Here is a 21,370-nt window from a genome sequence, read left to right as displayed (position 1 = left end):
GTTCAAATGTTGCTAATTTCTTTTATGTAAAATACAGGAATCCGAAATTTATCGGCAGACGAAATCAATAATGCAACGACCTCTTCGGCAAGTGCTCCACCTGAATCGCAATCTGCCAAGGCTTGCCGATACGTCGATTACGGGATCGGGGAATGGTCCGTTCCCGTCAGAAAAACCCTCAACTGCCGCTCCGCTTCGAATACTTCGTGAAGAGGAGCCCTTGCGAGCTGGGCGTCATACAGCGCCAGCAGCGCTTCAAAGTCGCTGATTACCTCGGACGCGAGCCGCCACTCTCCCGTCTCATGAGCGTGCGCCAGGGTGTTCTCAACGGCATATTCGGCGATCTTGAACTGCTCCACCAGTTGGTTGCCATAACCAGCACGCTGCAGATACCAGCTCAGGTACACCGCGCGCATAAGTTCATTGACCAGATGGCTGTTGCCATGTCCGTCGCGGCATGCGACCAGCGCAAGATGACAGGACAGCGACCGTTCACTCGCGGAGGCCCGATCCATCGGCAATAGAAGTGCTTTCGTCAGCGGCCTGCGGGCTCGGCCGGGGGACCTGTTTCGCCTGGAAGACATTTTTTTGACATTGCGACGCCGGGAAGCGATTGATTATAGCGAAGCCATATCAGCGATACGGCCGCGACGACAATCAAGGGCCGAGTTCGACCCGATTTCTGCCTGATCCCCGGCTACGGTTGATGTGCCCTCATCCAGTCGCCATTCGCCCCTCTTTCCCGGCCGCGGTCGAACGCGGCCGAAATGGCGGCTTCCGCGACGACGAGTTGCTCATACGTGGCCGCGCCGTAGCCTGCCTCGGCGATAAAGCCCGTCAGGATCATGGTCTGGGGAAGGGTCTGTGCGTTACGCACGCTGCCGACACCGGCCCGCATCGTTGCGAGCGCAAGGTGTACCCGCAGCGCGAGCTCGTCGGCGGTAGCGCGCGGCATCGGCAACAGCATCGTTTTGGCACGTCGTGCTCGTGCCGAGTCGGGGTTGCGAACGAATGGAGAGTTTTGAACATCAGGGTTCATTGGTGATCTCTTGAACGGGGATAGCGGCCACGGGCGGAAGTTGCTTAAACGTTGCCTTCTGACGAAGCGGCCCCGCGATGTGCGATGAATACTTCGACATGCCGGATCGCCTGTTCGCACTGGTCGAGTGACAGGTTGTGGATGGACGCCGGCACCGGATCGAAGCCGAGTTCAGATGCGACCCAGCGGATTGCTTTCGCGCGGGCCTCGAACGGATTGACGTGATCACGCCTGACCTTGCCCGAGACCAGTGGCTCGAGCGCGTCGTGCAGGCGGCTCTTCGCGTCGCGCAACGCGCCGTCGGCGAGACGTCCCAGCGGCACGTTCCGTGTGCTGCGCGAGTGGATGCCGATCCACGCCTGACACGCTGTGCAGACCCAGAGCGCGCCGTGGTCGTCGCGGTAGGGATACGACGCTTCACCGTATTTCACGAACGCGGCGTGAGCGCCGCAGTAATCGCACAGGGGCTGGGGTAATGCCTTGATCGGGCGACCTACACGCACCGGACACTCCTTCTCTCTGAATTCAGATCACATTATCCGCGATCGTCGGGAAGCGAAAGCTGTACGATTGTCGCGATCATTTTTAACTGAGACCGTGCGTCCCTCGCCCAGCGCAAGCTCGGTGAATGGCCGCGGCCGAGCAGGTACGACCGCCTCTTGTCGACCCGTTGCAGTCGGTCGAGCAGTCTCTGTTCTAAGGGCAGGTATCGGAGTGGAACGGTCGTTCCGTGCCGTCGCCTGGGGGGGACAAGTCATCGGCCTCTACGGACGCTTAGACCCGTGTGGTGAGGCGGCTTGGCTGCCCGCGCGGGCGGCTTTTGCGCTCATGCAGCGGCCTCGCGCATCAGTCGTTCGCGCGTCATCCGCAGATTGCTTAGAGCGAACAGCGTATGCAACTCTGCGTGTTCTTCATCAAGCCGCGATAGCGCACTTTAGATGCCACCGTGCGCGGCGATGAACATGGCGACGGCCGACCGGCAATAGGACTCGATTTCGTTGTCGTCAATTGCCCTCGCCTCATCGAAGCGTGCGATAAGCAGCAGATCGCATCCTTTGAAGAGCGCGCCAAATAAGCGGGCGGACCGGTGAGCATCGGGCACGTTCAGAATCGCTTTCGCGTGCAACTGACGCAACACGGCCTCGATTTGGGCGATGACATAGGCGGGCCCGGCTTCGTAATGGAGCTTGCTTAACGACCTTTGATTCGTCTTGTCGGCCAAAACCATGGCTTCGACACTGCGGACGTCCGGGCTCAACAGCGTGCGAAGCAGGGATGATCCGACCGCCATGAGCTGATCTTCGGCCGAACCGTCGATGCCTTCAGAAAGGGCCTGCGGTGCAAATTGATTGCAGCGGGCCACCATGGCCGCGCTGAACAGCGCTTCCTTGTTCTCGAAGTGCCGATAGATGCTGAGCTTGGATATCTTCGCGCGCTGGGCGACCTTATCCATGGTCGTCGATTGAAACCCCAATTCCACAAAGAGTTCGCAGGCAGCGTCGACGATCGTTTGGCGAAGCGCCTCGTTGGCGGGCCGGCCGCGCCGGCCCTGGCTATTTTCGGTCACGACGATTCCAGTACTTGACAGTATTCAAATTCGTGAATTACGATACCATGAAGTATCGAAATGTGCAAGCCAAGGGCAGGTTTCCCCCGGGCCGACCGGCGATATCGAGCGGCATTGTCGGGCTGGTCAATACAGCCATGGGCAACTTTCTTACCAATGTCGAAGCCGTGCTCGCTGACTGTCTCAAACGCGTATCGCCGGACGATGTTGCACACCAACGCTCAGCCCAACCTTCCATCCACAACACGGAGCCCATCACCATGAATGACGTCATCATCATCGGCGGCAGCTTTGCTGGCCTCGCTGCTGCCCTGCAGCTTGGCCGTGCCCGCCGCAAGGTCACCGTTCTCGATACCGGCAGGCCGCGCAACCGCTTTGCCGGCCACTCGCATGGCCTGCTCGGCCACGATCACAAGCCGCCGCTGGACATCCTGGTCGAGGCGCGGCAGCAGCTGTCGCGCTATCCAACGATCAGCCTCGTCAATGCCCGGGCAGAGAGCGTGTCTGGCGCCATCGACGATTTCTGCGTCGTTACTGACGATCACGAAAGCCTGAGGGCGCGCCGCTTGATCCTGAGCTATGGCGTCGCCGACCAGATGCCTGATGTGCCGGGCTTTGCCGAAAGCTGGGGCACGTCCATCGTGCCCTGCCCCTATTGCGACGGATTTGAAGTCGCCGGCCAGCATTGGGGCCTCGTCTGGTCCAGCCCGCAGTCGTACCAGTCTGCCAGGCTGTTCCGCGATTGGACCGACAAGTTGACTGTCTTCGCCGATGGTCATGACATTGCGCCCGATATCCAGGCCGATCTGGCGCGCCGCAACATATCTCTCATCGATGGCCGGATCGTCGAGATCGCCCACCAGAATGGCCATATCACCACCGTCAATCTCGATACCCGCCGCAATGTCGTGGTCGACGTCCTGTTCGCCCATCCGCGCAACAAGCCGTCCGCAAGCCTGCATGAATCACTGGGCCTCGCCACGGTCGACACCCCCACGGGCATCGTCCTCAAGGTCGACGAGCGCCGCCAAACCAGCATGCCCGGCATCTACGCCGCTGGCGACCTCGCCACGCCCTTCTTGCCCTCGGTCACCCAGGCTTCATCGCAGGGCGCGATGGCGGGTATCGTCGCCCAGCAGTCGATGGTGGTTTGAGAGCAGAGATCCCTGCTCTCATTGCGTCGTCGCCTTCGAAAAGGTTGGCGTAGATCGACGCGATGAAAGCCGGATCGTCGAGTCAAGGAGATGACATGGCAAAGCAAAGTGCTGATCAGGTGGGTGACTGGAATGGTCAAAACGGGGAGCGCTGGGTCGCCAACCAGGCCCGGCTTAACGCTCTGGTGGCGGTGTTCGGCCAGGCCGCGATCGAAGCCGCCGCGCCCGCGACAGGTGAGCGCGTGCTGGACATCGGCTGCGGCGCGGGTGCGTCGAGTCTGACTCTGGCCGCTCGCGTCGGCGCGGAGGGCCAAGTGCTGGGCGTGGACATATCCGAACCGCTGATCGATCGAGCGCGCGCGCTTGCGCGCCACGATACGCCGGCCCTGTTTCTGGTGGCCGACGCCAGCAGCGCAGAGCTGCCCGAAGGCGCGTTCGACATTCTGTTCTCGCGTTTCGGCGTGATGTTTTTCCCCGATCCGACAGCAGCGTTCGCCCACATGCGACGCGCGCTCCGGCCGGGCGGCCGGGTCGCTTTCGTCTGCTGGCGCGGTGCGGCCGAGAACGATTGGATGCGACTGCCGGTGGGCGCGCTCAAGGACATCGTCCCGCCGAGCGCGCTGCCCGATCCCGAAGCGCCCGGACCGTTCTCGTTTGGCGACCGGGAGCACGTGGCGCGCATCCTGACGGCGGCTGGTTTCACCGAAATCGTTATCTCGCCCTTCGACGCGGCCGTCCCGTTCGGCGAGGGCGAAACGCGGGACGCCGCGATCGACGACGCAGTGAGGATGACGCTTGAGGTCGGCCCGCTGTCGCGTGCGCTCGCTGGTCAGCCCGACGACATCCGCGCCCGTGCCTTTGCCGCAGTTCGTGCCGCCTTCGCGAGCCTCCCCGGCGAGGGGTCGGTGATGATCAACGGCGCGGCGTGGGTCGTCATGGCGCGAAATCCGGCAAGCTGACAGGGATTAAGAGGGGAGACGCCTCCTCTCGGTAGAGCTGGGCGTCGTTGGCCGCTCACACTGATGTCCCTTCTGGCCGCTGAACGAGCGCTCGCCTTGCGACAATCAGATGGCCGGTTGCGAAGCAGAGCCGACGCCTGAGCGGCCTGCCGGCGGCGCATGTGACCGGCAGTTTGTGGCCGAACCCGGAAGCCTGCTACCGCGTGCTGTCGACTGCGGGCCGTAGCCCGCACCGTAAAAAGTCCTGACTTCCGAGGGCAAAATATTGGCAGGACCTGAGAGAGCGGCTATGCGTCACGGACCAGATTGAACGTTTCCGTACCGGTCGTTCACACCCTTCTTCGTATCCGGTCCAACGCTCTTGCACTGGTTCGTGAAATCGCTACGGGCATTCGTCGTGCCTGTCTCATCGAAGTGGCCGTGATGAAATTTCACGATGGAAAAATAACCCGTCATATAGTTTTTGCAGTCCCCGCCGGCACTGCCACCGGCGATCAGACCGGCGAGACACAGGACGGCACCGCAGGCGGACGGGTTGTCGTCGTCGGCCAGCGCCACCGTCTGGGTGGCGATCGCGCCGCAGATTAATATTGCGATCAGTCGTTTCATGAGATCTCCATGTCAGATGGTCAGATGACGCAGCGCCGCAAGGGCTCCGACCGTGAGTGCCGCCGAGCCAAGCATGGCGCACACGGTCCATGCGGCCAGTTCGATCCGGCCGATAGCACGACTGCGGCCGCGTTGTTCGCGCAAGACGTCGCGCAGCAGATCGCGGCTTCGCCCGTTGGCTTCGTCGTACTGCCTGAGCGAGATCTCGCCAAGCAGTTGATCGCGGGCCTCCGAAAACCGCCCCGCTTCGGCCAGCACATCGGTGCTCGATGCTGCGAACTCGTTGAGGAACCGCTCGTAGCGGGAGGTGAAGCGCAGCAGCGTAAGTTCGCCATCATCCTTAAACTGCTTGCCAGTGGTCTCGAGCCGCTGGGACAGATCCTTCACGTCACGGCGCAAAAGCGACAGCTCGCCGAGCACCGCGCCGATCAGCTCCTCACGGATCGAATCGTCCGGAGCGCCCATCAATGCACCAGGACCTTGAATACTGCGTCCAGTTCTGTCGTCACACGGCTCGCAAGACGTTTCAGTGCGACCATCTGCCGGATCCAGGCCTTCCGCTCTTCTGGTTCGCCCTGGTCGATCGCGTCAGCGTTCATCGTGACGTAGTCCGTGGGATCGTTGCGCAACTCGATGATGGATCTGTCGAAGCCCTTGATTTTCTCGAAGATCGGATTCTCATAGATCACCGCGTCCGTGCACAACATGAAACCCCGGTCGTCTTCATGAGCCTCGAACACCTTCGCGAAGAGTTTTTCGATGTCTCGCTTCGGATCGACCATATTGAACACAACACGGATTCGGGACGCCGGAACACCAATGTCTTCCGAAAGCGACCGGAGCGTCGCAATCGTGTCGACCTGCTGCTTCATTGCCGGCACTGTCGGCACGACGAACAGGTCGAAATCCCCGTGAGAACCGTCGTAGTTCTGCATCAGGCTCACGAAGTCTTCAGCGTTCGATGCGCCGATGTCGACTACGGCGTTCCTGAGCGTCATCAACTGGTCCTGCAGCTCGTCGAACTGGTTGCCGCGCAACGCGGCGGTCTCCGTTCCGTCCGAGTTGATTGATTCAATTGCGATAACCTGCGCATGGTCAAGACGGGGGGCCAGCAGATGTCGCGCAACAGTGCTCTTGCCGACGTTGCCCGAGAAGTTGATTACTGCAATCTTCATGATGATCTGCTCCTGTTGTTCGATTTGACGATGACAGTCGCGAGGCGATCGCGGCCGCCCGTTGTTGTCCGCCGCCTTATGGTTCCATTTCGAGCGTCGGCCCGTCGTGTTCGGCGGTCTGCGACTGCGGGTCCTGTCCGCGTTCCGGTGTCGCCTGTTGGGTGGTCTGCTGTGCTGTGTGAGCGTGGCCTCGCTGCTTCCGCTCGATCTGCTCGCGTACGGCCTCGATCGTTGCTTCGCTTACCTGAGGCATGGGCACGTCCAGTGGCCGGTTAGCAGCGCGCGCCTCAGCCACGGCGCTTTCGAACTCCCCCATCAGCTTCTCCTGCTGCTGCTCCGGCAGACCCTTGATCTCGTCACGCAGCACCTCGCGCGCGGCCTGCGCCTTGATGCGCTCGCGTACCTCATCGAGCGTCTTCTGCTGCTCCTTCGAGTATTTCCAGTCCCCGCTCAGGAACCGCTCGCGCGCCTCATTGATCTGTCGGCGCTCATCGGCGTCGCGGCGCGCGCTGGCCAGCGCTTCGCGCTGCTCGCGCGTGGGCAGGCCCGGCACATCGGGCGAGAACACCAGCCATTCGTTGCGCCGGCTCTCGACGGACTTCGGAGCGAGTTCGGTACCCTTCTCGTCGAACTGGCGCTGCAGCGCTGTTACCGTCTTGCTGCCGCCCTTTTCCAGCTCGATCCGCTGGCCGGGCTGCACGCCGCTTTCGCCGATAGCGCGCTCGATGTCCAGTCCCCAGACGGTGCGCTCGCCATCCTCTGTCCGCACGGTCGCGTAGTAGCTGTCGTTCTGCTTGTCGTCGTGGTTGAACGGAGCGGGCCCGTGTGCCACCAGTACGCCCTCCGTGACACCGGCCGGCGTTGGTGTGCCCTGAGCGGGACTTGCCGGCGCAGCCGCAGATGGTTGCGCGGCGGCCGTCCGGGCGCCTCGGGGCGCGGCGGTATCACGCCCAGTTGTGACCGTCTTCGCCGACTCCGGCGCGGCGGGCTGCTTTTGCCCCGCTGCGTCTGCCGCCTCCATCTCATTCGTGCGCGCCTTGTCCGCCTCACTGGATTTGTCGCCGGCGCCAATGCGCATCGCCTCGCGTGCAGCGGTCAGTACCGCCCGATCCTGCGCACCAGGTTTGAAACCACGCGTCGGCACGCCTGAGAGTTCAGCGGCGATCCACGCCTGCCGACGGAACTCTTCGCTGCCCTTAAGCTGCAGCTCACCCCAGTTCTTCGCCTTCGCAACTTCGACCATGTGCACGATTACGTCGCGGTCCTCGCTGGCCGTCGACAGCGAGCGGCCCTTGTCCTCGAAGTGCACCGTTTCGCTCTTGCGATCGAGAAACTTGCCTTCATGCGCGACATACTGGTTAGTGACCGACTTCGGCACGTCATAGCCAGTCTTCTCGAAAACCGGTTTCGGGCGGATGGTGTTCTCCTGCCCATCGCCCTTCTTCCCGAGCGGCTTCCCGGTGCCGGCGGCCGGCTTCACCGACTCGTCAGTGGCGGTGTTGGGCAATGGGTCGCGCCTGAGAAGCTTCTCGACCTTCTCCCGGTCGGCCGCGCGGATTTTCTTCAGGCGCTCTTCGGTTGCTTCATCGACCGGCGTTTCCGGAGTGCCGGGCACGGCGCCCGCGTCCGGTTCGTTCGCCGGCGGCGTGACGCGCGCGCGAATGGTCGACGCATCGTCGGCGTTTGCCGCGCCGCGTTCGCGGTAGTCGATCCGGTCGGCGGGAAATTCGATCTCGTTCATACGGTCACTCCTTGCGGTTCAGGCTGTGATTGAGGTGCTGCGGTTTGCGCCGACACGGCGGCCGCCGCGTCCGGCAGGACTTCTCGCAGATAAGGCATCAACTGGAACAGCGACGCGCGGATGCTGTTACGGTTGGCCAGGTGGACAGGCGCGAGTACGCCGATCTCGTGCTCCCGGACGTCACGCGCCAGACCGGCCGTCTGCCTGGCGGCGTCCGCGGCCGCCGCGGCCTGCTGCACGCGGCGGGCCGCGTTCTGCGTCTGCCACCACTGCTCGACGTCGATCTTTGGCACGGGTGCGCACAGTTCACGCGCGACGAACGCGGCGTGTTTCATCTGCACCTCGTTGGGAAACTTTGGACCGAAACCGAACCATGCGCGCCGGCGATTGGTCTTCTCCAGCTTCGCCATCACATCCTGCAGGTAAGGGCTCTGCCGCACCAGCCGGTCGACGAGCTCGGCGTCTTCATAGAAAAACGCCTTCTCGCACAGGATCGGCTCGCACCCCTCCATCGTGATGATCTGTTTGTTGTGCTTCAGCGCCCGCAGCTCCTGCGGCATCATCAACGCCCTGCCGTGCTCTGACTCGTTGGTGCTGGTCGACGAACTGCGCCCGCGACTACGGCTGCGTGAGCGCGCCATGTGCGTGAAGGTGCCCAGCATCTCTGAGTACTCTTTCGATTCCTTGACCGTACGCGGCGCATACAGGCTGCGCATCTTGCAGTTGATCGCCAGCGTTTCGGCGCCGTGCTTGCCGTACAGCTTCGGATCCTCGATCTGGGACATGCCCTGAAAGATCAGCATCAGCCGGAGGTTGTAGCCAGCAATGAACGGGTTGGCCGTATCGATGATGTCGATCTTGCCGGGCGCTGCAAACTCGTCCAGGATCAGCGCGCACTGGTATTTGAGCTCAGGATTCTCGGCAGGCAGCTCGCGCGTGTTCAGGTCGATCAGCTGCGAGAAAAAGAGATTGACCAGCAGCGCGCCGGCCTTCAGGTCGCCCGGCTTGATGCCCACATAGATCGACATGCGCTTTTTGCGCACATCGGCCAGATCGAAGTCCGAGCGACTGGTGGCCGCGTCGACCACCGGATTGCTAAAGACGTTCAGCGGCGCGGTCATCGTCGATACGATGTTCGCGAAGGCTTCCTTCGATTGCGACAGGAAACGGTTCAGCGCATCGAGACATTCGAAGGTGAGCGCCGGTAGCCCGTCAGTCGCATGAGCTGCATCGGCGCGCGTGCTGACGATCGACGAGATGTGTTCACGGATCGCCCTGCCCTTGCCCGAAGCCTGCCGCAGCACCTCGCCGAACGTGCACGGCAGCGAGGGCGTTTCCAGCAGGTACAGGACGATCCCGATGAACAGGTTGCGGGCGTTGTCGTTCCAGTACTTCAGGCGCGCGTCGACGTTGGACGGATACAGGTGTTCGCCGATCGTCATCACGTCGCCCACGCGCGCATAGGCGGGTCGGCCTGCGATGTATTCGAGCGGGTTGTACGCGTGCGAGCGCCCGTCTTCCGAGAACGGCGCCCACAGATAGGTTTCGTGACCGCATGCCCGCCGGTAGCCGGACGTATAGTGGTAGTTCTCTTCCTTGATGTCCTCAACGACGACGGAATCGGGATAGGTGAGAAGATTCGGGATCACGAGCGAGGTGCCCTTGCCGGAGCGGGTGCCGGCAGCCGTCATCAGGAAATCCTGGCCGTAATACTTCAGGTATTCACCCTTGTACTTACCGACAATGAAGGGCGGATACAGATGTTGTGAGGTCGTCATGGTTATTTCTTCTCCAGCAGGCCCGCTTTCACAATGTCGTTACGGGTTGCGAACCGGGCCTCGCCAAACTGCGCGAGGCGCTTGCGGCCCGACACGAGCGCTATCGTGATCACCGCCACTGGCAGGCCGGTGATGACCACCGACAGCAGCGTGCACACCTTGAGCGCGCGCACCACAGCAGGCACGTCACCGTAGGCATGCCAGTAGTCGTGCAGCGTGAACACGCCCGCGCTGCCCGCCGGCAGCTTCTGCATCTTCGCGAAAAGCTGGCCGCCAGCGAACTGCCCGAGGAACGCGAAGCCGCACAGGATCAGCAGGAAGACCACGACGGGGATCAGAATTCGAAGCGGTTTTGGCATGGTCGATTCTCAGTGCGCGGACGCGTCGATAGCGGCCTGAAATTTCAGATGCGTTGTCATGCGGCCATCTCCTGTTGTTGCAGATGCGCGCTCAGGTCGCGATGCAGGCGCATCGCGTCACGCACGTTATCGAAGGGTCCGTGGAACTGGTTGCTCTTGCCCGCCGTACAGCGATCGATCGGCTCCCACAGCAGGTAGCGCCACTCGTCATGGACTGAGTACCGTGCGATCGCCCAGCCCGACGGGTGGACCAGCGCAAAGTCGCCGGACGGTCGCCATTTGCACGGGCCGTCATCGTTCGCGTCCGCGGTATCGACAATCGCGGGAACCGGAAGATCTGTCTTCATTGCGGGAACTCTCCGGGTGGATCGGCGGACAGGATCCTTAGGGCGTCGCGCTGCGCGTCGTCCGGCCCGGCGTCCGCGACACCCTCGCAGCCGTTCACGATCACGGCGCCGTAGAGCCGCGCCGGCGCGCGGGCCTCTGTGCTGGCAGCAAATGCTTCGTCCGACGACGAACGCATGCGCCATCCCTCGATCGCCGCCTCGATATCGCTGATCGCGAAGTTCATACCCTGTCCTCCCTGCGGACGAGCCAGTGCGCTGTGAAACCGCGCGCCCACGACGCCACATAAACAAAACACAGCGCGAGCACGCCGTACTGATGCGCTCGCCACGCCATGTCGAGCCAGAACGGCTGCGCGGCCAGCCCGAAGATGCAGGCCCAGCGCCGCCAGTGCGCACGCCGGTCCTGCGACAGAAACACGGCGAGCGCACCGCACAGGCTGATCGCGATCTGTTCGATCATCTGCGCCGCGGCATCGGCGCTCATGAGACACAACCCAGCAGCTGCGCCTTGCCGATCGGGTCGTACCAGATCTCAGCGAGCCGCTTGTCGCGGTTCATGAACAGGACGAGGTCCACCGTTACGCGCACCTGGTCCAGGATGAATTGCCAGTCGAGCGTCTGGCCAACGACGCTCTGCTTGACCAGCGTCGCGATGCGCGAATGCGCTGAACGCGCGTCGTTGCAATGCACCGTCGTGATGCCGCCTGGCGTGCCCGTGTTGAGCAGCGTCAGGTAGTCCCACGTTTCGTCGCCACGACACTCGGCGAGAAACACACGGTCGAACTTCATGCGCAGTGTGGAACGCACCAGTTCCTTCGCCGGCAGCGTGTCGCTGAAGAACATGTGCACGCGATTCGGATGGTTCGGCAGCGACAGTTCCGGCGTGTCCTCGATCGTGCCGATCCGTTCATCGGACGGCACGAGGTCTGAGAGCGCCTTGTTCAGCGTCGTCTTGCCGGATCCGGTGCCGCCGGCTAGCGCAATATTCAACCGGTTGGCGACGGCAAGCTCGAGCATGCGCGTGACGTTGCGCTGCGACTTCGCCTCGAGCATCTCCATCTCGAACGGCTGCAGATCAAGCGCGGCTGGCATCTCGCGGCGAGGCGAAACGTCGCGGTATCCCTCGAACCAGCCGTTGGTGTCGTATTCGTCAACAGTAAAGCGCACGTTCGAAGGAATACGGATCGTGATGGAGATGGTGTCCTGCTCGCAGGCCGGCTGCATTAGAACGTGCCCGCGCTGGCCCTCCGGCAGCACGACTGGATGAATCGGTTCTTTCGTCCAGAACTTGCCGCCCTTCATGACCGTCAGGGCATTCGCGAGCTTGGAGCAGGCGTCGAACGTGCAGGCCGCGGCTTCGTGCCGCTTCCAGCCGTGCGTGCCCTGGGTCCAGATCTCGCCCGGACGATTGATCGCGACCTCGGTAAGACTCCCGTCAAAAAAGTTTGAGATCCCCATCTGTTTGAGGAAGCTACGGGCGATCGTGCCCTTCTCGATCACATCGATTATGTCTGCGCTCATCTGCACTCCTTTCTGGTTCAGGCTCACATCCATCTTTCAAGGTGACGCGCCGTTTCAGCGGGGCGTGGTGCCCGAATCCTGCAGCTCGATCTGCACTGACACGCGATATGGGCGGCGATCGTCCGGCACGCTGCTGGCAAGCTCGCGAAGGGTTTGCGCCGGCGAGGTGGAAACCACGGTTGCGCTCAGAGGCGCGGCCGGCCGGGTCCATTTCCATGCCGCACCGCCGATCGCCACTGCGCAGAGCCCCGCTGCAAGCAGGACGCGCGATGTGCGTGAGGCATGGCGATCTTGAATTTCCGGAACTCGATCTGGTTGACGGTTAGTTGCGGTCGCTTCCGTTGCAAGACTGGCCGCATGATTGGCTGGCTCGTCGAGCGACGGCAACGCGCTGTCGCCCCACTCCGAAATCGTCAACCCGAAACGCGCCCCGACGTTACGCAGCAGGTTGCGCCGCAGCGGCGCTGACATATGATCGATCCGGCAACCGTCGAGAGTCATGCAATCATCAAACGCGTGCTCGTCGGCGATCTGCCGAAGTGGCAAGGCATCTGGAACCACGCGTGCACGCCGTGCGTCGACCCGCTCGGCCAGCTGTAGGATCGTGTTGCCGTAGAAGCAGAAACGCAGGGCGTCGCGCAGCTTCGTCTCGAACATGTCGCGATCGAGGCCATGCAGCGGGAAATCGTCCGGATAGGTGATCTTCAGGTTCATGAGTCCGTTCCTCATTGCTGCCCGTTCGGGCCGACCGGGTTGCCCTGCGCGTCGACGTTCTCGTACACGCCGCTCAGGTCAATGTCACGCGCGACAAAGATATTGATTACCGAGCCCTGGTTCGAATACGCCGTCGGCGGGATGTTGATCGTGCTGCGCAAGGTCTCAGCGGCCACGTCCTGCGTCGCGTTCGAACTGTTCGAGAATGTGATCTGGTTGCCGCTGCCGCTCGCCTTGTTGGCCAGCGCCTGGCCGAAATCGCCAATCAGGCTGACCATTAGCGCGCCCTTGAACCGCAACCAGAAGTGCTCGTCGACGTAGGCCGGAATACCCGCAGCGCCAAGCGGATCTGTTGCCGGCGAGTTCAGCGGAATATGCACTTCGCCGTCGTCGATCTCATCCCAGATCGCGCCGATCACGCCCTGCCCCTGCAGGACCGCATCGCGCTGCTCGCCCTTCGCAATCGCACCCTTGCGAACGAGCAGCGTCGTGCCATCGTCGGACCACACGTCCTGCGCGATCGGGCATCCGATCAGGCCCGGCCGGTCGGTACGGATCGCCGTCGACTGACCACAGCGGATCATCGTATTGCGGCTGAGCAGGTAGTGACGGTTCGGCCTGAAAGAGGCTTGCATCGGCTGCAGCTTCGATGGCTGCAACGACTGATCGATCGGCGAGCCCTTGCTGTCGCCTGCGTCCGGCTTGCTGGTTGAGGTGGACGCACCGCCACCGTGCAGCGCTGACAGGCCCATCGACTTCGCCAGACCTACCAGACCCCCGGCATCGTGATCACGCGCTCCAGCGTTGCCGCCGGCCGTGTTGCCATTGCTGTCGTCGACGGTTTCATTCGATGCCACGGGACCATCTTTGCTCTGACCGGAATCGTTATTGCCGCTCGCGACGAGCACGCTGCCCTGCAGGCGGCGCTCGGCCGGCGTGAGCGGCCGCGGCTGGTTGCTCACGGCCACCGCCTGTCCCGTCTGCGATGCCGCGCCGGCCGGCGTCGCAAGCCGGGAATTCGCCGCAGCTGCGGCCGCAGCCTCCGACGCTGCACGGGCCTGCTCGTCTTCCGCGTGTTTAATACGATCCTTCTGCGTCTCCAGATCCGCACCGGCGTCACTCGCGCCGCTGTCCTTTGGTTTGTTCAGCACCGCCTGCTTCGCATCCTGATGCTGCTGGAAGAGCCGCTGCAGATAGATCGTGACGCCAGATGCACCCAGCGCAATAACAGCGAGCGCGACTAGCACCAGGCGCAGCTTGCCCACACGCGTCTTCCGGCGCCCCGGCAGGTCGAGCGAAGGCTGTGGGCCGACGTCGGTCGACGCCGCATGTTCCATTTCGTTTCGTTCAGTCATGCCCTGTTCACTCCCTGATCAGTTCGTCGATGCATCGGCGTGATCGCGCTGGATGCGCGCGCTGCCCGGCACCGACGAGCCCGCACGGTTGTAATGGCCATCTGGCGCATAGCCGTCGTTGCGAATACCCAGCACCGACTGGCCGTAGCGGATGACAAACGACTTCGACACTTCGTGCACGACGACCGTGTCGCCCTCCATATGGAAGTTCGCTGTCGCTTCGCCGCCGTCGGGCAGCTTCGTGAAAATCGTTGGCAGGTCACGCGCGGTTGCGTACTTGAAGTACGTAAAACGGCCGTCGTCCCACAGTGCGGTCGGCGCGAGTGCACGATCGCCGCGCATCATGTACTCGATATTGGCCGCGGGAATCGATGCGAGAGGAGCGGTTTTCGCACCACCCACGTTATTCGCAATCGATTCCGGAATCGCCGGCCCATTAGCCTGTTGACCGCCCAGCGCTGCGTTGACAGCGTCCTGACGGCGCTGCTGCGCGGTTGCCGCTTTGGCACGCGTGTCCGGATAGTCGAAACGCAGTATCCATGTCGCTGGCTGAGCGGCCGATACGTCGACAAGTGACAGCGGATACGTGCGCCGGTTGGTGACCAGCAGAAGATTGGTTTCCGGCTGCGCCGCACCCGGTTTGAGCAACGCGCCACTGTCATTGATGGCTATGTGCCACGCCTTTCCGTCTCCAATGCCCTCGCCGCTGTTGATAATGTGTTCACCTGGCTCGAACTGGATCATCACCGCACGCCCCGGCATGGTCGCCACGCGATAGGCCTGGTCTGGATCGTAGGTCGCGCACTGGATGTGCGGGTCGGAACCGCAGCTGCGTGGCGTCTCCAGTGCGTGCGCCGGCGGGCCGGCGGCCGCCATGCCCATCGCGACGGTCGCGAGCCGGACAAAAACTTCCAGGCGTCGTGCGTTCATGACGCACCTCCGGTGGCCGCCGGCGACGACGCATCTGCGGGCGCGCGGCTCCAGTCACGCGTGACCTCATAGCTCGTGCAGCGAAATCCGTCCGCGTTGATATCCTGCTGATCCTGCTTTTCGGGAACGTTCACACGCTCGAATGCGACCGTCGCAATCCAGTACGTCGGATCCGGCCGTTTCGCTGCGGGATTCAGCGGGACCAGCTGACGCGAGAAAAACACCTGTGCGGTAGCGCCCACGAAAGTGATCGAACCGACGCGTGCGATGACCCGCGCCTGATCCTTCAACAGCTTCAGCGGGCCCACCGGGCCGCGCACCAGCCCGTCATAGGCTTCCTTCTCGTGATCGTCGCTCATGAACATCACTGCGGCGTGCGTATCCGAAATCGTCTCCCAGTCGTAGCTTTCGCGAAGTTCGACATAGGTGTGCAGGTCATGCCGATCGGTCTTCTGGGAAAACGTGACGTGTCCGTTCGCTGTTGTCGGCAACACATCCACCTTCCCTGTCGTGTCGTTCACGCGCAGCACGGCGGGCGGGCTCGGCCGCTTTAGGAGTCCTAAAGCCCCCATGCCAGAAACAGCGGCGAGGGCGACAACACCCATGAGCACCGAACGCCGGTCGGCGATTCGGGCCTTCTCTTCTGCGGCCTCGACTTTCGACTCTTCGAAGGCCTGCGCCTGTTTCAGGTACCAGCTGACTGCATCGCGCTCGCCTGACTCAACACCGCTCACCGGCGCGTCTGCGCGCGTGGTCGACCCGGTCGGGCTTCCCTTACGTTTGCGCGCGTTCGCTCCCGACGCAAACCATTGCCTGATAGTCGATGCCATCCTGTTCCTCACTTCGGTTCCGTATGGCCCGACTGCTGGGCCAACGGTGGATTGACGGGTACCCACTGACCAGTCGGCTCGGGTGGCTTTGGCGCCGAGCTGCACGCCTGCAGCGCGAAGGCCATCAGTAAAATAGCGACAGGAGATTTCATGGTCTCCGTTTCTCCTTTGGATTGAGCAAAACAGGCGTATTGCGTGGCATCTAGTAAAACAGCTTGATCGATACCATCGCGCCGATCGTTGCCACCACCGCCGCGACAAGCCACCAACGTGCGATTGTCTTGAATAACCTGATCATTTTTTACGCCTCACTCAAGCTACCGCCGGTCTTCGGCGATCCGCCGCCGCCCATTTTTCCAAGCGAGCCAGCAAATCTCGCGACGCTACCCAGCTTGCCCACCATCGTCGAGATACCGACACCGCCCGCGAGAGACGAAGCCAAACCCGGCAGGTTAAGCGAGATAACCCAGAAGGCCAGCCCCATGATGTCCAGGTCAATGACCTGCGCGATAGAGGGGGAGCCGTTCAGCGGTACCACGCCCATCGCGAAATTGACTTCGAGTGCACATGCAGCCGCGAAGAGCGCAACCAGCAGGGTGTAGTTCATGCATTGACCGACCCAGTTCCAGAAGAACTGTCGCGATGGCGGGAAGAGCGCCGCTGAGATGAACAACGGACCAAGTGCGAGCAGAAGCCCAAGCGCAAACTTCGCCAGAATGATGTACGCAACCGCTATCGCCATGAATGGGCCGCCGAAAATGATCATCAGCGCGATCGTCCAGATGGCCGCAATGACCTTCAGGCCGGACGCCTGTGCATAGATCGCCTGGGCTGCATTGATGTATGCATTGAGCAGGTTGTCGAGGCCGGATACCGGGTTGCTACCGTTGGTCAACGCGCCAGCCAACTGCTCGCCAAGACCGTTGAAGAAAGGAACGACGTACTCACTGTAGAACTGGATGTTCATCCCGCAGGTCAGGATGAGCGCCCACGTTGCCATGCGCATCAGGAAATCGTTGATCGGCTCGTCGTTGCGCCCCTGCCAGTACGTCCAGAGAATCAACAGGACATAGATGCTGAAGCAGGTGGCCATCAATGGCGAGATCAGCGCAATGATGTTGCTCGAACCGGTCGAGATCGTGTTCAAAACGTTCTTGTCGAACGAATTGGTCATTGAGGTGAAAAGCTGGACGTCTGCCACGGATATCTCCTGCTTCGGTCAGTGATTGATGGACGAGCCGGATTACTTCAGCCCGGCCGCGCGGGCTTCGGCATCGTCGCTTGCAGCGTTGATTCCCTTCGCCTTACGCTCAGCGGCAAGCTTCTCGGGCGTCGTGCCGAGAAACGCCGCATCGAACTTCAGATCCTGCTGCTGCTGTTGCTCTTCCTGCAGGTTGTGCTGGTGACGATCCCACGCGAGGTATCCAAGGTAGCCGGCGATCGCGACCAGCAAAGCGATGATTGAGCCTAGAAGTGTCTTATTGACCATTGGTTTTCCCCAGGAATGCGTTGTCGAATTCACGGTCGCGCTGCTGTTCGGCAAGCTGCAGTTCTGTTTTCTGCAACTGCGCGGTGAGCTGCAGGCGCGTCTGGTCATTTGTGACCATCGCCTCTTCCGCGGCCATCCGGTTCTGCAGATCAGCCTTTTGCGCCGGATCCTGCGTCATGTTGGACTGCTGCATCAGCGCCTGGATGTTGTTCAGGCGCGCCATCGTCGCGCTGTACGCCTGCTCGTTCATCGCCTTGTTGGCCGCGAGCGTGTCGTAATAACGCTGCTGACCGGGCGTGCTGGCGCCGGTCATGCTTTCCTGCTGCTCGATCGACCGCATCGACGAACTGATACCCGAGAGACCGCCGTTCTTCGCCTGGTCGTAAATGTTCTGCCACTGTTCCGGAAGGTAGTTACGCAGCGACGCATCGTTCATGATGTTGCCGAAACTGCTGTTGCCAGTCAGCGCACGGTACTGGTCTTCCTGATTCTGGATCTGCTGCCCCAGCTGCTCGACCTGCATCATCTGTTGCGCGAGCTCCGCCGGTGAGATGGTCGGCACGCCCTGCGAGTGGGCCTGCGAAAACGCACAGGCGCACAGCAGCGCGACCAGACTGCGGCGCGGCCAAAGCGTAAATCCCGGCAGATAGGCAAAGACGCCCATGCCAGCGCGCGTTGATCGCGCCCGCCGCGCCTCGCGAAGGTTCCGGATCGCTGGGTCAACCGGCCGGCGCACGGCCGGATAGACATCGGTGCTGTTCATCGCTCCCTCCTTGGATTGCAGCACATCAGGCAAAAACTTCGTCGTCAACCGGCTGATTAACCGGTGGATAAATCTGCGCAAGCTCGGCACGCTTGCGCTCGAGGCCACGCTGTAGTTCCCCGATCCACAGCCGCTCATCGGTGCCGTGCTTCGCCGCGAGCCGTGTGCGCAGCTTGCGTTCGAACACGCGCTCCAGATACACCGGCAACCACACGTCCGGATCGTCGCCAACCTCGGCACGGACCGCATCACAGATCAGCACGTTCTCGCGGTCACCAGAGAACACTGCAATCGCGTCCTCAAGCCCGGACAGGTCGAAATGGGCAAACGCCGACTGGTTGCCCTGCTTGATGAGGAAGCGGCGCGATTGTGGCGTGAGCTTTTTGAACTCCCGGAACTCCTTGCGGGTCATGCCGTCACGCAGATACGCTTCTTCTTCGGCCGCCGGGTCGGCCAGCCACATCTTCGTCGCGACCAGACTGCGCAGCGCGGGGAACAGGTCCGCAGCACGTTGCGCCTGTTCCGGCTGCTGTGTGATGAGCCCCATGAATTCCCCTTCCTTGCGCCCGCTGGCGAGCGTTTCCTCGATCTGCTCGCGGATCGTGCGAAAACGCAGCGGCAGCCAGTACTCCTCGATCACGGTCTGCATCAGGGTGCCTTCGCGACGCATCAGTTTCTTGAGGTGGAACAGGTATGCAAACGCGGGCTCGGACGGCTCGTAGTTCTCGACAAGAAATGCCTCAACATCGAAGCCAATCCAGCGCTGCTCGCTCATGTTCAATGAGAGATTGGGCGGGTTATCGAACACCCACCCGAAGCGGCCGTTCTCCGACCTGCACCAGATCGACAGCCGCGCACGCAGGCAGTCGTCGCCTTCGTCCGGAATGCTGTCCAGCAACAGGCTGAAGCGGCGCAGCCGCACATCCTCGATGCCCATGATGGCGTCGGCGGCATTGCGGCACTGGATCTTCTCCGTGGCGGTCAGATCGATCTTGATTGGTTTGCCCTGGTGGTCGACACCGTTCTTGCGGCCGCACAGTTCGACGAGCCCGTACAGAAATTCGCGATTGTCTGGCGTGTCGGCGAGCTCGAACGGCGCCCATCCGGTCGGCTTGCCTTTCTCCAGATAGACATAGGCGCCACCCATCGCGCGGATAAACACTTCCCAGCCCCGCCCCTTGTCCAGCACGTACAGCATCGGATCGAAGCGGGACAGCATGCCAGTCGCCGCTACGATGACCGTAGACTTCCCGCTGCCCGTCGTGCCTTTCGCTTCAAAATGGCCGGCCACCTTCTCCGAAACGTTGATGTCCCCCATCCGGCTCGCGTGCGAACTGTAGTTGTACACGCCCGAATCCGAGCGAAACGGGATGACGGCTGATCCGTCGCCGATCGGGTTACCTTCCGCCTTGCCTGACGAGTAGTCATGACACGTGTTCACCGCAGCAAAATTGCGCGAGGACTGCACTTTTGGACGAGGTTTTCGAGCAGCGCCCGGGACCTGCGAGAAGTACGTGAACGGAGCGGACCCCGTCGCGGGCGACCATTCAACTCCACACTCGTTGCGTGAGCGCGACGCAAACCTGTCGGCGTTCTCCAGCGCCTCTTTCGCTGTTTCGCCGTAGATAACCGCCGCGCCGTGATACTCACCGAACGACAGCTCGCCCGTGTTCACGTAACCCTGAGCGTCGCGTAGTTCCTTGACCTGATGCTTCGCCTTGTCACCGGCCGACTCCAGCTTGTTGATGACCGAATCGATGGTCCGGTTTGACTCGAAGCCCGTCATGCAGTTGAACGTATGCGTAATCGTGAATTCCATGTTCAACGTGATCAAAGGGTCGAGCTGGCCCCAGCCCGGCTTCTCCGGGCAACTGCGAAGGTCGAGGCAGGTTGCAACGCGTCGGTACGCCGGCACGTCGCTTCCCGCGATCTCAAGCGTGTTGTAACCAAAATGCAGATGGCTCGACGGGATGACATCGGTGCCGGGTTCCGCTGCGACCGGCAGATCACCGGTCTTCCCATTGATGAGATAACTGACGAGCCCATACAAAGGTGAGAACAGCATCTTCGTGCCGTTCATGTGCTTGCGCTCATACACTTCAAGCAACTCGGCTTCATACTCGCCGAACTGCAGCAGCGCCTGTTTCGCAAGAGATTCGATTTCCTTCAGTCCGTCATCGAAGTCTTCGTATTTCAGGAGCAGCGACAGGTAGTAGCGGTTCTCGAAGAACTTTTCGTCTCCGAAACGTCGTCCGATGTACTCGCTTACGAACCACTGCATGAAGCGCTGTTTGAACCGGTACACGCGGTCAAAACTCACACGCTGTCGCACGAACGTTGCGTGATAGCCAAGGCGCCCACCCAGGTCGCGACCCAGCTTGCTGTACGCTTCCGTGTCACGATCGAACATGCGCTCCATCACGACATTCTCGTGCACTTCAAACGGCACGCCGCGCATGGCCAGCGTCACCATGAACCGGTTGCCCTCAAGGTGCTGTACGTGTTTCGTGACAGGATGCCTGTACTGCGGAATCCAGTCTTCCACGGCGCCGATCGCGCCGAGGATTTCGCTGGAGACGGCGGGTCTGCTCTGCATCAGGCCTCCGGATCGAGCTCGCGCAGCCGGCGCTCACCCTTGGACAACGGTTTGAGAAAATCACGGTAGACGCGGCGTTGCCGCCCGTACCGCAATGGCGCGAGCGTGGCGGTGTTGCCGAAGCGCGGGGCGGCCCGCCGGGCATTTACCCGCGCACGGACCCGCAGCCGCCAGAAGTAGAAACGGCAACGGAATTCCAGCCACATGATCCGCAGGCCCTGGTCATCGGTTTCGCATACGTTCTTGAAATACAGCAGCACCGGAAAGCCAAGAAAAACGAACAGCAGGCCGCCGGGCCCGACGAAGAATGAAACCAGCACGCCGATAAACATCGACGCGACGACGACAACCAGCATCGCCATGTAGGGAACGCCCCAGATGGCCGCCGTGCGTCCAAGGCCGTTGAAGCCGGGGTAGCGGGTTTTTTCGTCCGACATGGCGTGC

At 61.9% G+C, this 21,370-nt stretch carries 25 protein-coding genes and 1 pseudogene; 2 read left to right on the top strand and 24 right to left on the bottom strand.

The annotated features are described in order from the left end of the window. Positions 1 to 137: 137 nt before the first annotated feature. From PQQ52_RS20175 to PQQ52_RS20155, 5 genes and pseudogenes are all read right to left on the bottom strand, one after another. Positions 138 to 515 carry a hypothetical protein gene (locus tag PQQ52_RS20175; protein ID WP_408214909.1) on the bottom strand — a complete coding sequence of 126 codons (378 nt, stop codon included), beginning with the start codon at positions 513 to 515 and terminating at the stop codon, positions 138 to 140. A gap of 182 nt (positions 516 to 697) precedes the next feature. Beyond that, complete coding sequence (locus PQQ52_RS20170; RefSeq protein ID WP_408214906.1) at positions 698 to 1,039, bottom strand: hypothetical protein; 342 nt, start codon at positions 1,037 to 1,039, stop codon at positions 698 to 700. 44 nt (positions 1,040 to 1,083) lie between these two features. Next, positions 1,084 to 1,542 (bottom strand): zinc-finger-containing protein, encoded by a 459-nt coding sequence (locus PQQ52_RS20165; protein WP_408214903.1) that lies wholly within the window; start codon positions 1,540 to 1,542, stop codon positions 1,084 to 1,086. A gap of 323 nt (positions 1,543 to 1,865) precedes the next feature. Next, positions 1,866 to 1,975 (bottom strand): annotated as a pseudogene (locus PQQ52_RS20160) (IS5/IS1182 family transposase); the annotation flags it as partial. After that, the gene (locus PQQ52_RS20155; RefSeq protein WP_408214901.1) at positions 1,974 to 2,606 is read right to left on the bottom strand and encodes a TetR/AcrR family transcriptional regulator; all 633 of its coding nucleotides are present in this window, start codon (positions 2,604 to 2,606) and stop codon (positions 1,974 to 1,976) included. The gene PQQ52_RS20155 and the pseudogene PQQ52_RS20160, both read right to left, overlap by 2 nt. 260 nt (positions 2,607 to 2,866) lie before the next feature. Here PQQ52_RS20155 and PQQ52_RS20150 point away from each other — a divergent pair, with 260 nt between their 5' ends. Further along, the gene (locus PQQ52_RS20150; RefSeq protein WP_408177958.1) at positions 2,867 to 3,760 is read left to right on the top strand and encodes an NAD(P)/FAD-dependent oxidoreductase; all 894 of its coding nucleotides are present in this window, start codon (positions 2,867 to 2,869) and stop codon (positions 3,758 to 3,760) included. Between the two features lie 95 nt (positions 3,761 to 3,855). Then, positions 3,856 to 4,719, top strand: a complete 864-nt coding sequence (locus tag PQQ52_RS20145; RefSeq protein ID WP_408214899.1) for a class I SAM-dependent methyltransferase — start codon at positions 3,856 to 3,858, stop codon at positions 4,717 to 4,719. Positions 4,720 to 5,013: 294 nt separating this feature from the next. Here the strand turns inward: PQQ52_RS20145 and PQQ52_RS20140 are convergent, their stop codons facing one another. From PQQ52_RS20140 to PQQ52_RS20050, 19 genes are all read right to left on the bottom strand, one after another. Continuing rightward, positions 5,014 to 5,328, bottom strand: coding sequence for a TrbM/KikA/MpfK family conjugal transfer protein (locus tag PQQ52_RS20140; RefSeq protein ID WP_408214897.1), 315 nt, complete (start codon positions 5,326 to 5,328; stop codon positions 5,014 to 5,016). A gap of 12 nt (positions 5,329 to 5,340) precedes the next feature. Next, on the bottom strand, positions 5,341 to 5,793 hold the full coding sequence (locus PQQ52_RS20135; RefSeq protein WP_408214895.1) for a hypothetical protein: 453 nt from the start codon (positions 5,791 to 5,793) through the stop codon (positions 5,341 to 5,343). Continuing rightward, positions 5,793 to 6,503, bottom strand: a complete 711-nt coding sequence (gene stbB / locus PQQ52_RS20130) for a StbB family protein (protein ID WP_408214893.1) — start codon at positions 6,501 to 6,503, stop codon at positions 5,793 to 5,795. Before stbB ends, PQQ52_RS20135 begins: the two co-directional genes overlap by 1 nt. Positions 6,504 to 6,579: 76 nt before the next feature. Continuing rightward, positions 6,580 to 8,244 (bottom strand): LPD7 domain-containing protein, encoded by a 1,665-nt coding sequence (locus PQQ52_RS20125; RefSeq protein ID WP_408214890.1) that lies wholly within the window; start codon positions 8,242 to 8,244, stop codon positions 6,580 to 6,582. Next, the gene (locus tag PQQ52_RS20120; protein WP_408214887.1) at positions 8,241 to 10,022 is read right to left on the bottom strand and encodes a type IV secretory system conjugative DNA transfer family protein; all 1,782 of its coding nucleotides are present in this window, start codon (positions 10,020 to 10,022) and stop codon (positions 8,241 to 8,243) included. The genes PQQ52_RS20125 and PQQ52_RS20120 overlap by 4 nt, the downstream gene beginning before the upstream one ends. A gap of 2 nt (positions 10,023 to 10,024) precedes the next feature. After that, positions 10,025 to 10,381 carry a hypothetical protein gene (locus PQQ52_RS20115; protein ID WP_408214884.1) on the bottom strand — a complete coding sequence of 119 codons (357 nt, stop codon included), beginning with the start codon at positions 10,379 to 10,381 and terminating at the stop codon, positions 10,025 to 10,027. Between the two features lie 56 nt (positions 10,382 to 10,437). Further along, positions 10,438 to 10,728 (bottom strand): hypothetical protein, encoded by a 291-nt coding sequence (locus PQQ52_RS20110; protein WP_408214881.1) that lies wholly within the window; start codon positions 10,726 to 10,728, stop codon positions 10,438 to 10,440. Beyond that, positions 10,725 to 10,952, bottom strand: a complete 228-nt coding sequence (locus PQQ52_RS20105) for a DUF3717 domain-containing protein (protein WP_408214878.1) — start codon at positions 10,950 to 10,952, stop codon at positions 10,725 to 10,727. The genes PQQ52_RS20110 and PQQ52_RS20105 overlap by 4 nt, the downstream gene beginning before the upstream one ends. After that, complete coding sequence (locus PQQ52_RS20100) at positions 10,949 to 11,212, bottom strand: hypothetical protein (RefSeq protein WP_408214876.1); 264 nt, start codon at positions 11,210 to 11,212, stop codon at positions 10,949 to 10,951. Before PQQ52_RS20100 ends, PQQ52_RS20105 begins: the two co-directional genes overlap by 4 nt. Next, a complete protein-coding gene (gene virB11 / locus PQQ52_RS20095) occupies positions 11,209 to 12,249 on the bottom strand; it encodes a P-type DNA transfer ATPase VirB11 (protein WP_408214873.1) in 1,041 nt (346 codons plus the stop codon). The genes PQQ52_RS20100 and virB11 overlap by 4 nt, the downstream gene beginning before the upstream one ends. Before the next feature lie 54 nt (positions 12,250 to 12,303). After that, complete coding sequence (locus PQQ52_RS20090; protein ID WP_408214870.1) at positions 12,304 to 12,963, bottom strand: hypothetical protein; 660 nt, start codon at positions 12,961 to 12,963, stop codon at positions 12,304 to 12,306. An 11-nt stretch (positions 12,964 to 12,974) separates the two neighbouring features. Then, on the bottom strand, positions 12,975 to 14,318 hold the full coding sequence (locus PQQ52_RS20085) for a TraB/TrbI/VirB10 family type IV secretion system protein (RefSeq protein ID WP_408214868.1): 1,344 nt from the start codon (positions 14,316 to 14,318) through the stop codon (positions 12,975 to 12,977). 18 nt (positions 14,319 to 14,336) lie between these two features. Beyond that, positions 14,337 to 15,248 carry a TrbG/VirB9 family P-type conjugative transfer protein gene (locus PQQ52_RS20080; RefSeq protein WP_500862400.1) on the bottom strand — a complete coding sequence of 304 codons (912 nt, stop codon included), beginning with the start codon at positions 15,246 to 15,248 and terminating at the stop codon, positions 14,337 to 14,339. Next, complete coding sequence (locus tag PQQ52_RS20075) at positions 15,245 to 16,078, bottom strand: VirB8 family type IV secretion system protein (RefSeq protein WP_408214866.1); 834 nt, start codon at positions 16,076 to 16,078, stop codon at positions 15,245 to 15,247. Before PQQ52_RS20075 ends, PQQ52_RS20080 begins: the two co-directional genes overlap by 4 nt. A gap of 301 nt (positions 16,079 to 16,379) precedes the next feature. Continuing rightward, positions 16,380 to 17,252 (bottom strand): TrbL/VirB6 family protein, encoded by an 873-nt coding sequence (locus tag PQQ52_RS20070; RefSeq protein ID WP_408214930.1) that lies wholly within the window; start codon positions 17,250 to 17,252, stop codon positions 16,380 to 16,382. 69 nt (positions 17,253 to 17,321) lie between these two features. After that, positions 17,322 to 17,567, bottom strand: coding sequence for a hypothetical protein (locus PQQ52_RS20065; RefSeq protein ID WP_097397545.1), 246 nt, complete (start codon positions 17,565 to 17,567; stop codon positions 17,322 to 17,324). Continuing rightward, positions 17,557 to 18,330 (bottom strand): TrbJ/VirB5 family protein, encoded by a 774-nt coding sequence (locus tag PQQ52_RS20060; protein ID WP_408214863.1) that lies wholly within the window; start codon positions 18,328 to 18,330, stop codon positions 17,557 to 17,559. Before PQQ52_RS20060 ends, PQQ52_RS20065 begins: the two co-directional genes overlap by 11 nt. Before the next feature lie 25 nt (positions 18,331 to 18,355). Continuing rightward, positions 18,356 to 20,926 (bottom strand): VirB4 family type IV secretion system protein, encoded by a 2,571-nt coding sequence (locus PQQ52_RS20055; RefSeq protein WP_408214861.1) that lies wholly within the window; start codon positions 20,924 to 20,926, stop codon positions 18,356 to 18,358. Further along, entirely contained in the window at positions 20,926 to 21,363 is a 438-nt protein-coding gene (locus tag PQQ52_RS20050; protein ID WP_408214859.1) for a VirB3 family type IV secretion system protein, read from the bottom strand. The genes PQQ52_RS20055 and PQQ52_RS20050 overlap by 1 nt, the downstream gene beginning before the upstream one ends. Positions 21,364 to 21,370 lie beyond the last annotated feature (7 nt).

The sequence above is a fragment of the Paraburkholderia sediminicola genome, from assembly GCF_046030555.1.
In the GTDB taxonomy this organism is placed as follows: domain Bacteria; phylum Pseudomonadota; class Gammaproteobacteria; order Burkholderiales; family Burkholderiaceae; genus Paraburkholderia; species Paraburkholderia sediminicola_E.
Note: the sequence above shows the minus strand (reverse complement) of the source record. Positions and strands in the feature narration are given on the sequence as shown.

Coding starts and splice junctions, on each gene's coding strand:
- PQQ52_RS20175 (WP_408214909.1), bottom strand. CDS start 515: ATGGATCGGGCCTCCGCGAGTGAACGGTCGCTGTCCTGTCATCTTGCG.
- PQQ52_RS20170 (WP_408214906.1), bottom strand. CDS start 1,039: ATGAACCCTGATGTTCAAAACTCTCCATTCGTTCGCAACCCCGACTCG.
- PQQ52_RS20150 (WP_408177958.1), top strand. CDS start 2,867: ATGAATGACGTCATCATCATCGGCGGCAGCTTTGCTGGCCTCGCTGCT.
- PQQ52_RS20145 (WP_408214899.1), top strand. CDS start 3,856: ATGGCAAAGCAAAGTGCTGATCAGGTGGGTGACTGGAATGGTCAAAAC.
- PQQ52_RS20140 (WP_408214897.1), bottom strand. CDS start 5,328: ATGAAACGACTGATCGCAATATTAATCTGCGGCGCGATCGCCACCCAG.
- PQQ52_RS20135 (WP_408214895.1), bottom strand. CDS start 5,793: ATGGGCGCTCCGGACGATTCGATCCGTGAGGAGCTGATCGGCGCGGTG.
- stbB (WP_408214893.1), bottom strand. CDS start 6,503: ATGAAGATTGCAGTAATCAACTTCTCGGGCAACGTCGGCAAGAGCACT.
- PQQ52_RS20125 (WP_408214890.1), bottom strand. CDS start 8,244: ATGAACGAGATCGAATTTCCCGCCGACCGGATCGACTACCGCGAACGC.
- PQQ52_RS20120 (WP_408214887.1), bottom strand. CDS start 10,022: ATGACGACCTCACAACATCTGTATCCGCCCTTCATTGTCGGTAAGTAC.
- PQQ52_RS20115 (WP_408214884.1), bottom strand. CDS start 10,381: ATGCCAAAACCGCTTCGAATTCTGATCCCCGTCGTGGTCTTCCTGCTG.
- PQQ52_RS20110 (WP_408214881.1), bottom strand. CDS start 10,728: ATGAAGACAGATCTTCCGGTTCCCGCGATTGTCGATACCGCGGACGCG.
- PQQ52_RS20105 (WP_408214878.1), bottom strand. CDS start 10,952: ATGAACTTCGCGATCAGCGATATCGAGGCGGCGATCGAGGGATGGCGC.
- PQQ52_RS20100 (WP_408214876.1), bottom strand. CDS start 11,212: ATGAGCGCCGATGCCGCGGCGCAGATGATCGAACAGATCGCGATCAGC.
- virB11 (WP_408214873.1), bottom strand. CDS start 12,249: ATGAGCGCAGACATAATCGATGTGATCGAGAAGGGCACGATCGCCCGT.
- PQQ52_RS20090 (WP_408214870.1), bottom strand. CDS start 12,963: ATGAACCTGAAGATCACCTATCCGGACGATTTCCCGCTGCATGGCCTC.
- PQQ52_RS20085 (WP_408214868.1), bottom strand. CDS start 14,318: ATGACTGAACGAAACGAAATGGAACATGCGGCGTCGACCGACGTCGGC.
- PQQ52_RS20080 (WP_500862400.1), bottom strand. CDS start 15,248: ATGAACGCACGACGCCTGGAAGTTTTTGTCCGGCTCGCGACCGTCGCG.
- PQQ52_RS20075 (WP_408214866.1), bottom strand. CDS start 16,078: ATGGCATCGACTATCAGGCAATGGTTTGCGTCGGGAGCGAACGCGCGC.
- PQQ52_RS20070 (WP_408214930.1), bottom strand. CDS start 17,252: ATGACCAATTCGTTCGACAAGAACGTTTTGAACACGATCTCGACCGGT.
- PQQ52_RS20065 (WP_097397545.1), bottom strand. CDS start 17,567: ATGGTCAATAAGACACTTCTAGGCTCAATCATCGCTTTGCTGGTCGCG.
- PQQ52_RS20060 (WP_408214863.1), bottom strand. CDS start 18,330: ATGAACAGCACCGATGTCTATCCGGCCGTGCGCCGGCCGGTTGACCCA.
- PQQ52_RS20055 (WP_408214861.1), bottom strand. CDS start 20,926: ATGCAGAGCAGACCCGCCGTCTCCAGCGAAATCCTCGGCGCGATCGGC.
- PQQ52_RS20050 (WP_408214859.1), bottom strand. CDS start 21,363: ATGTCGGACGAAAAAACCCGCTACCCCGGCTTCAACGGCCTTGGACGC.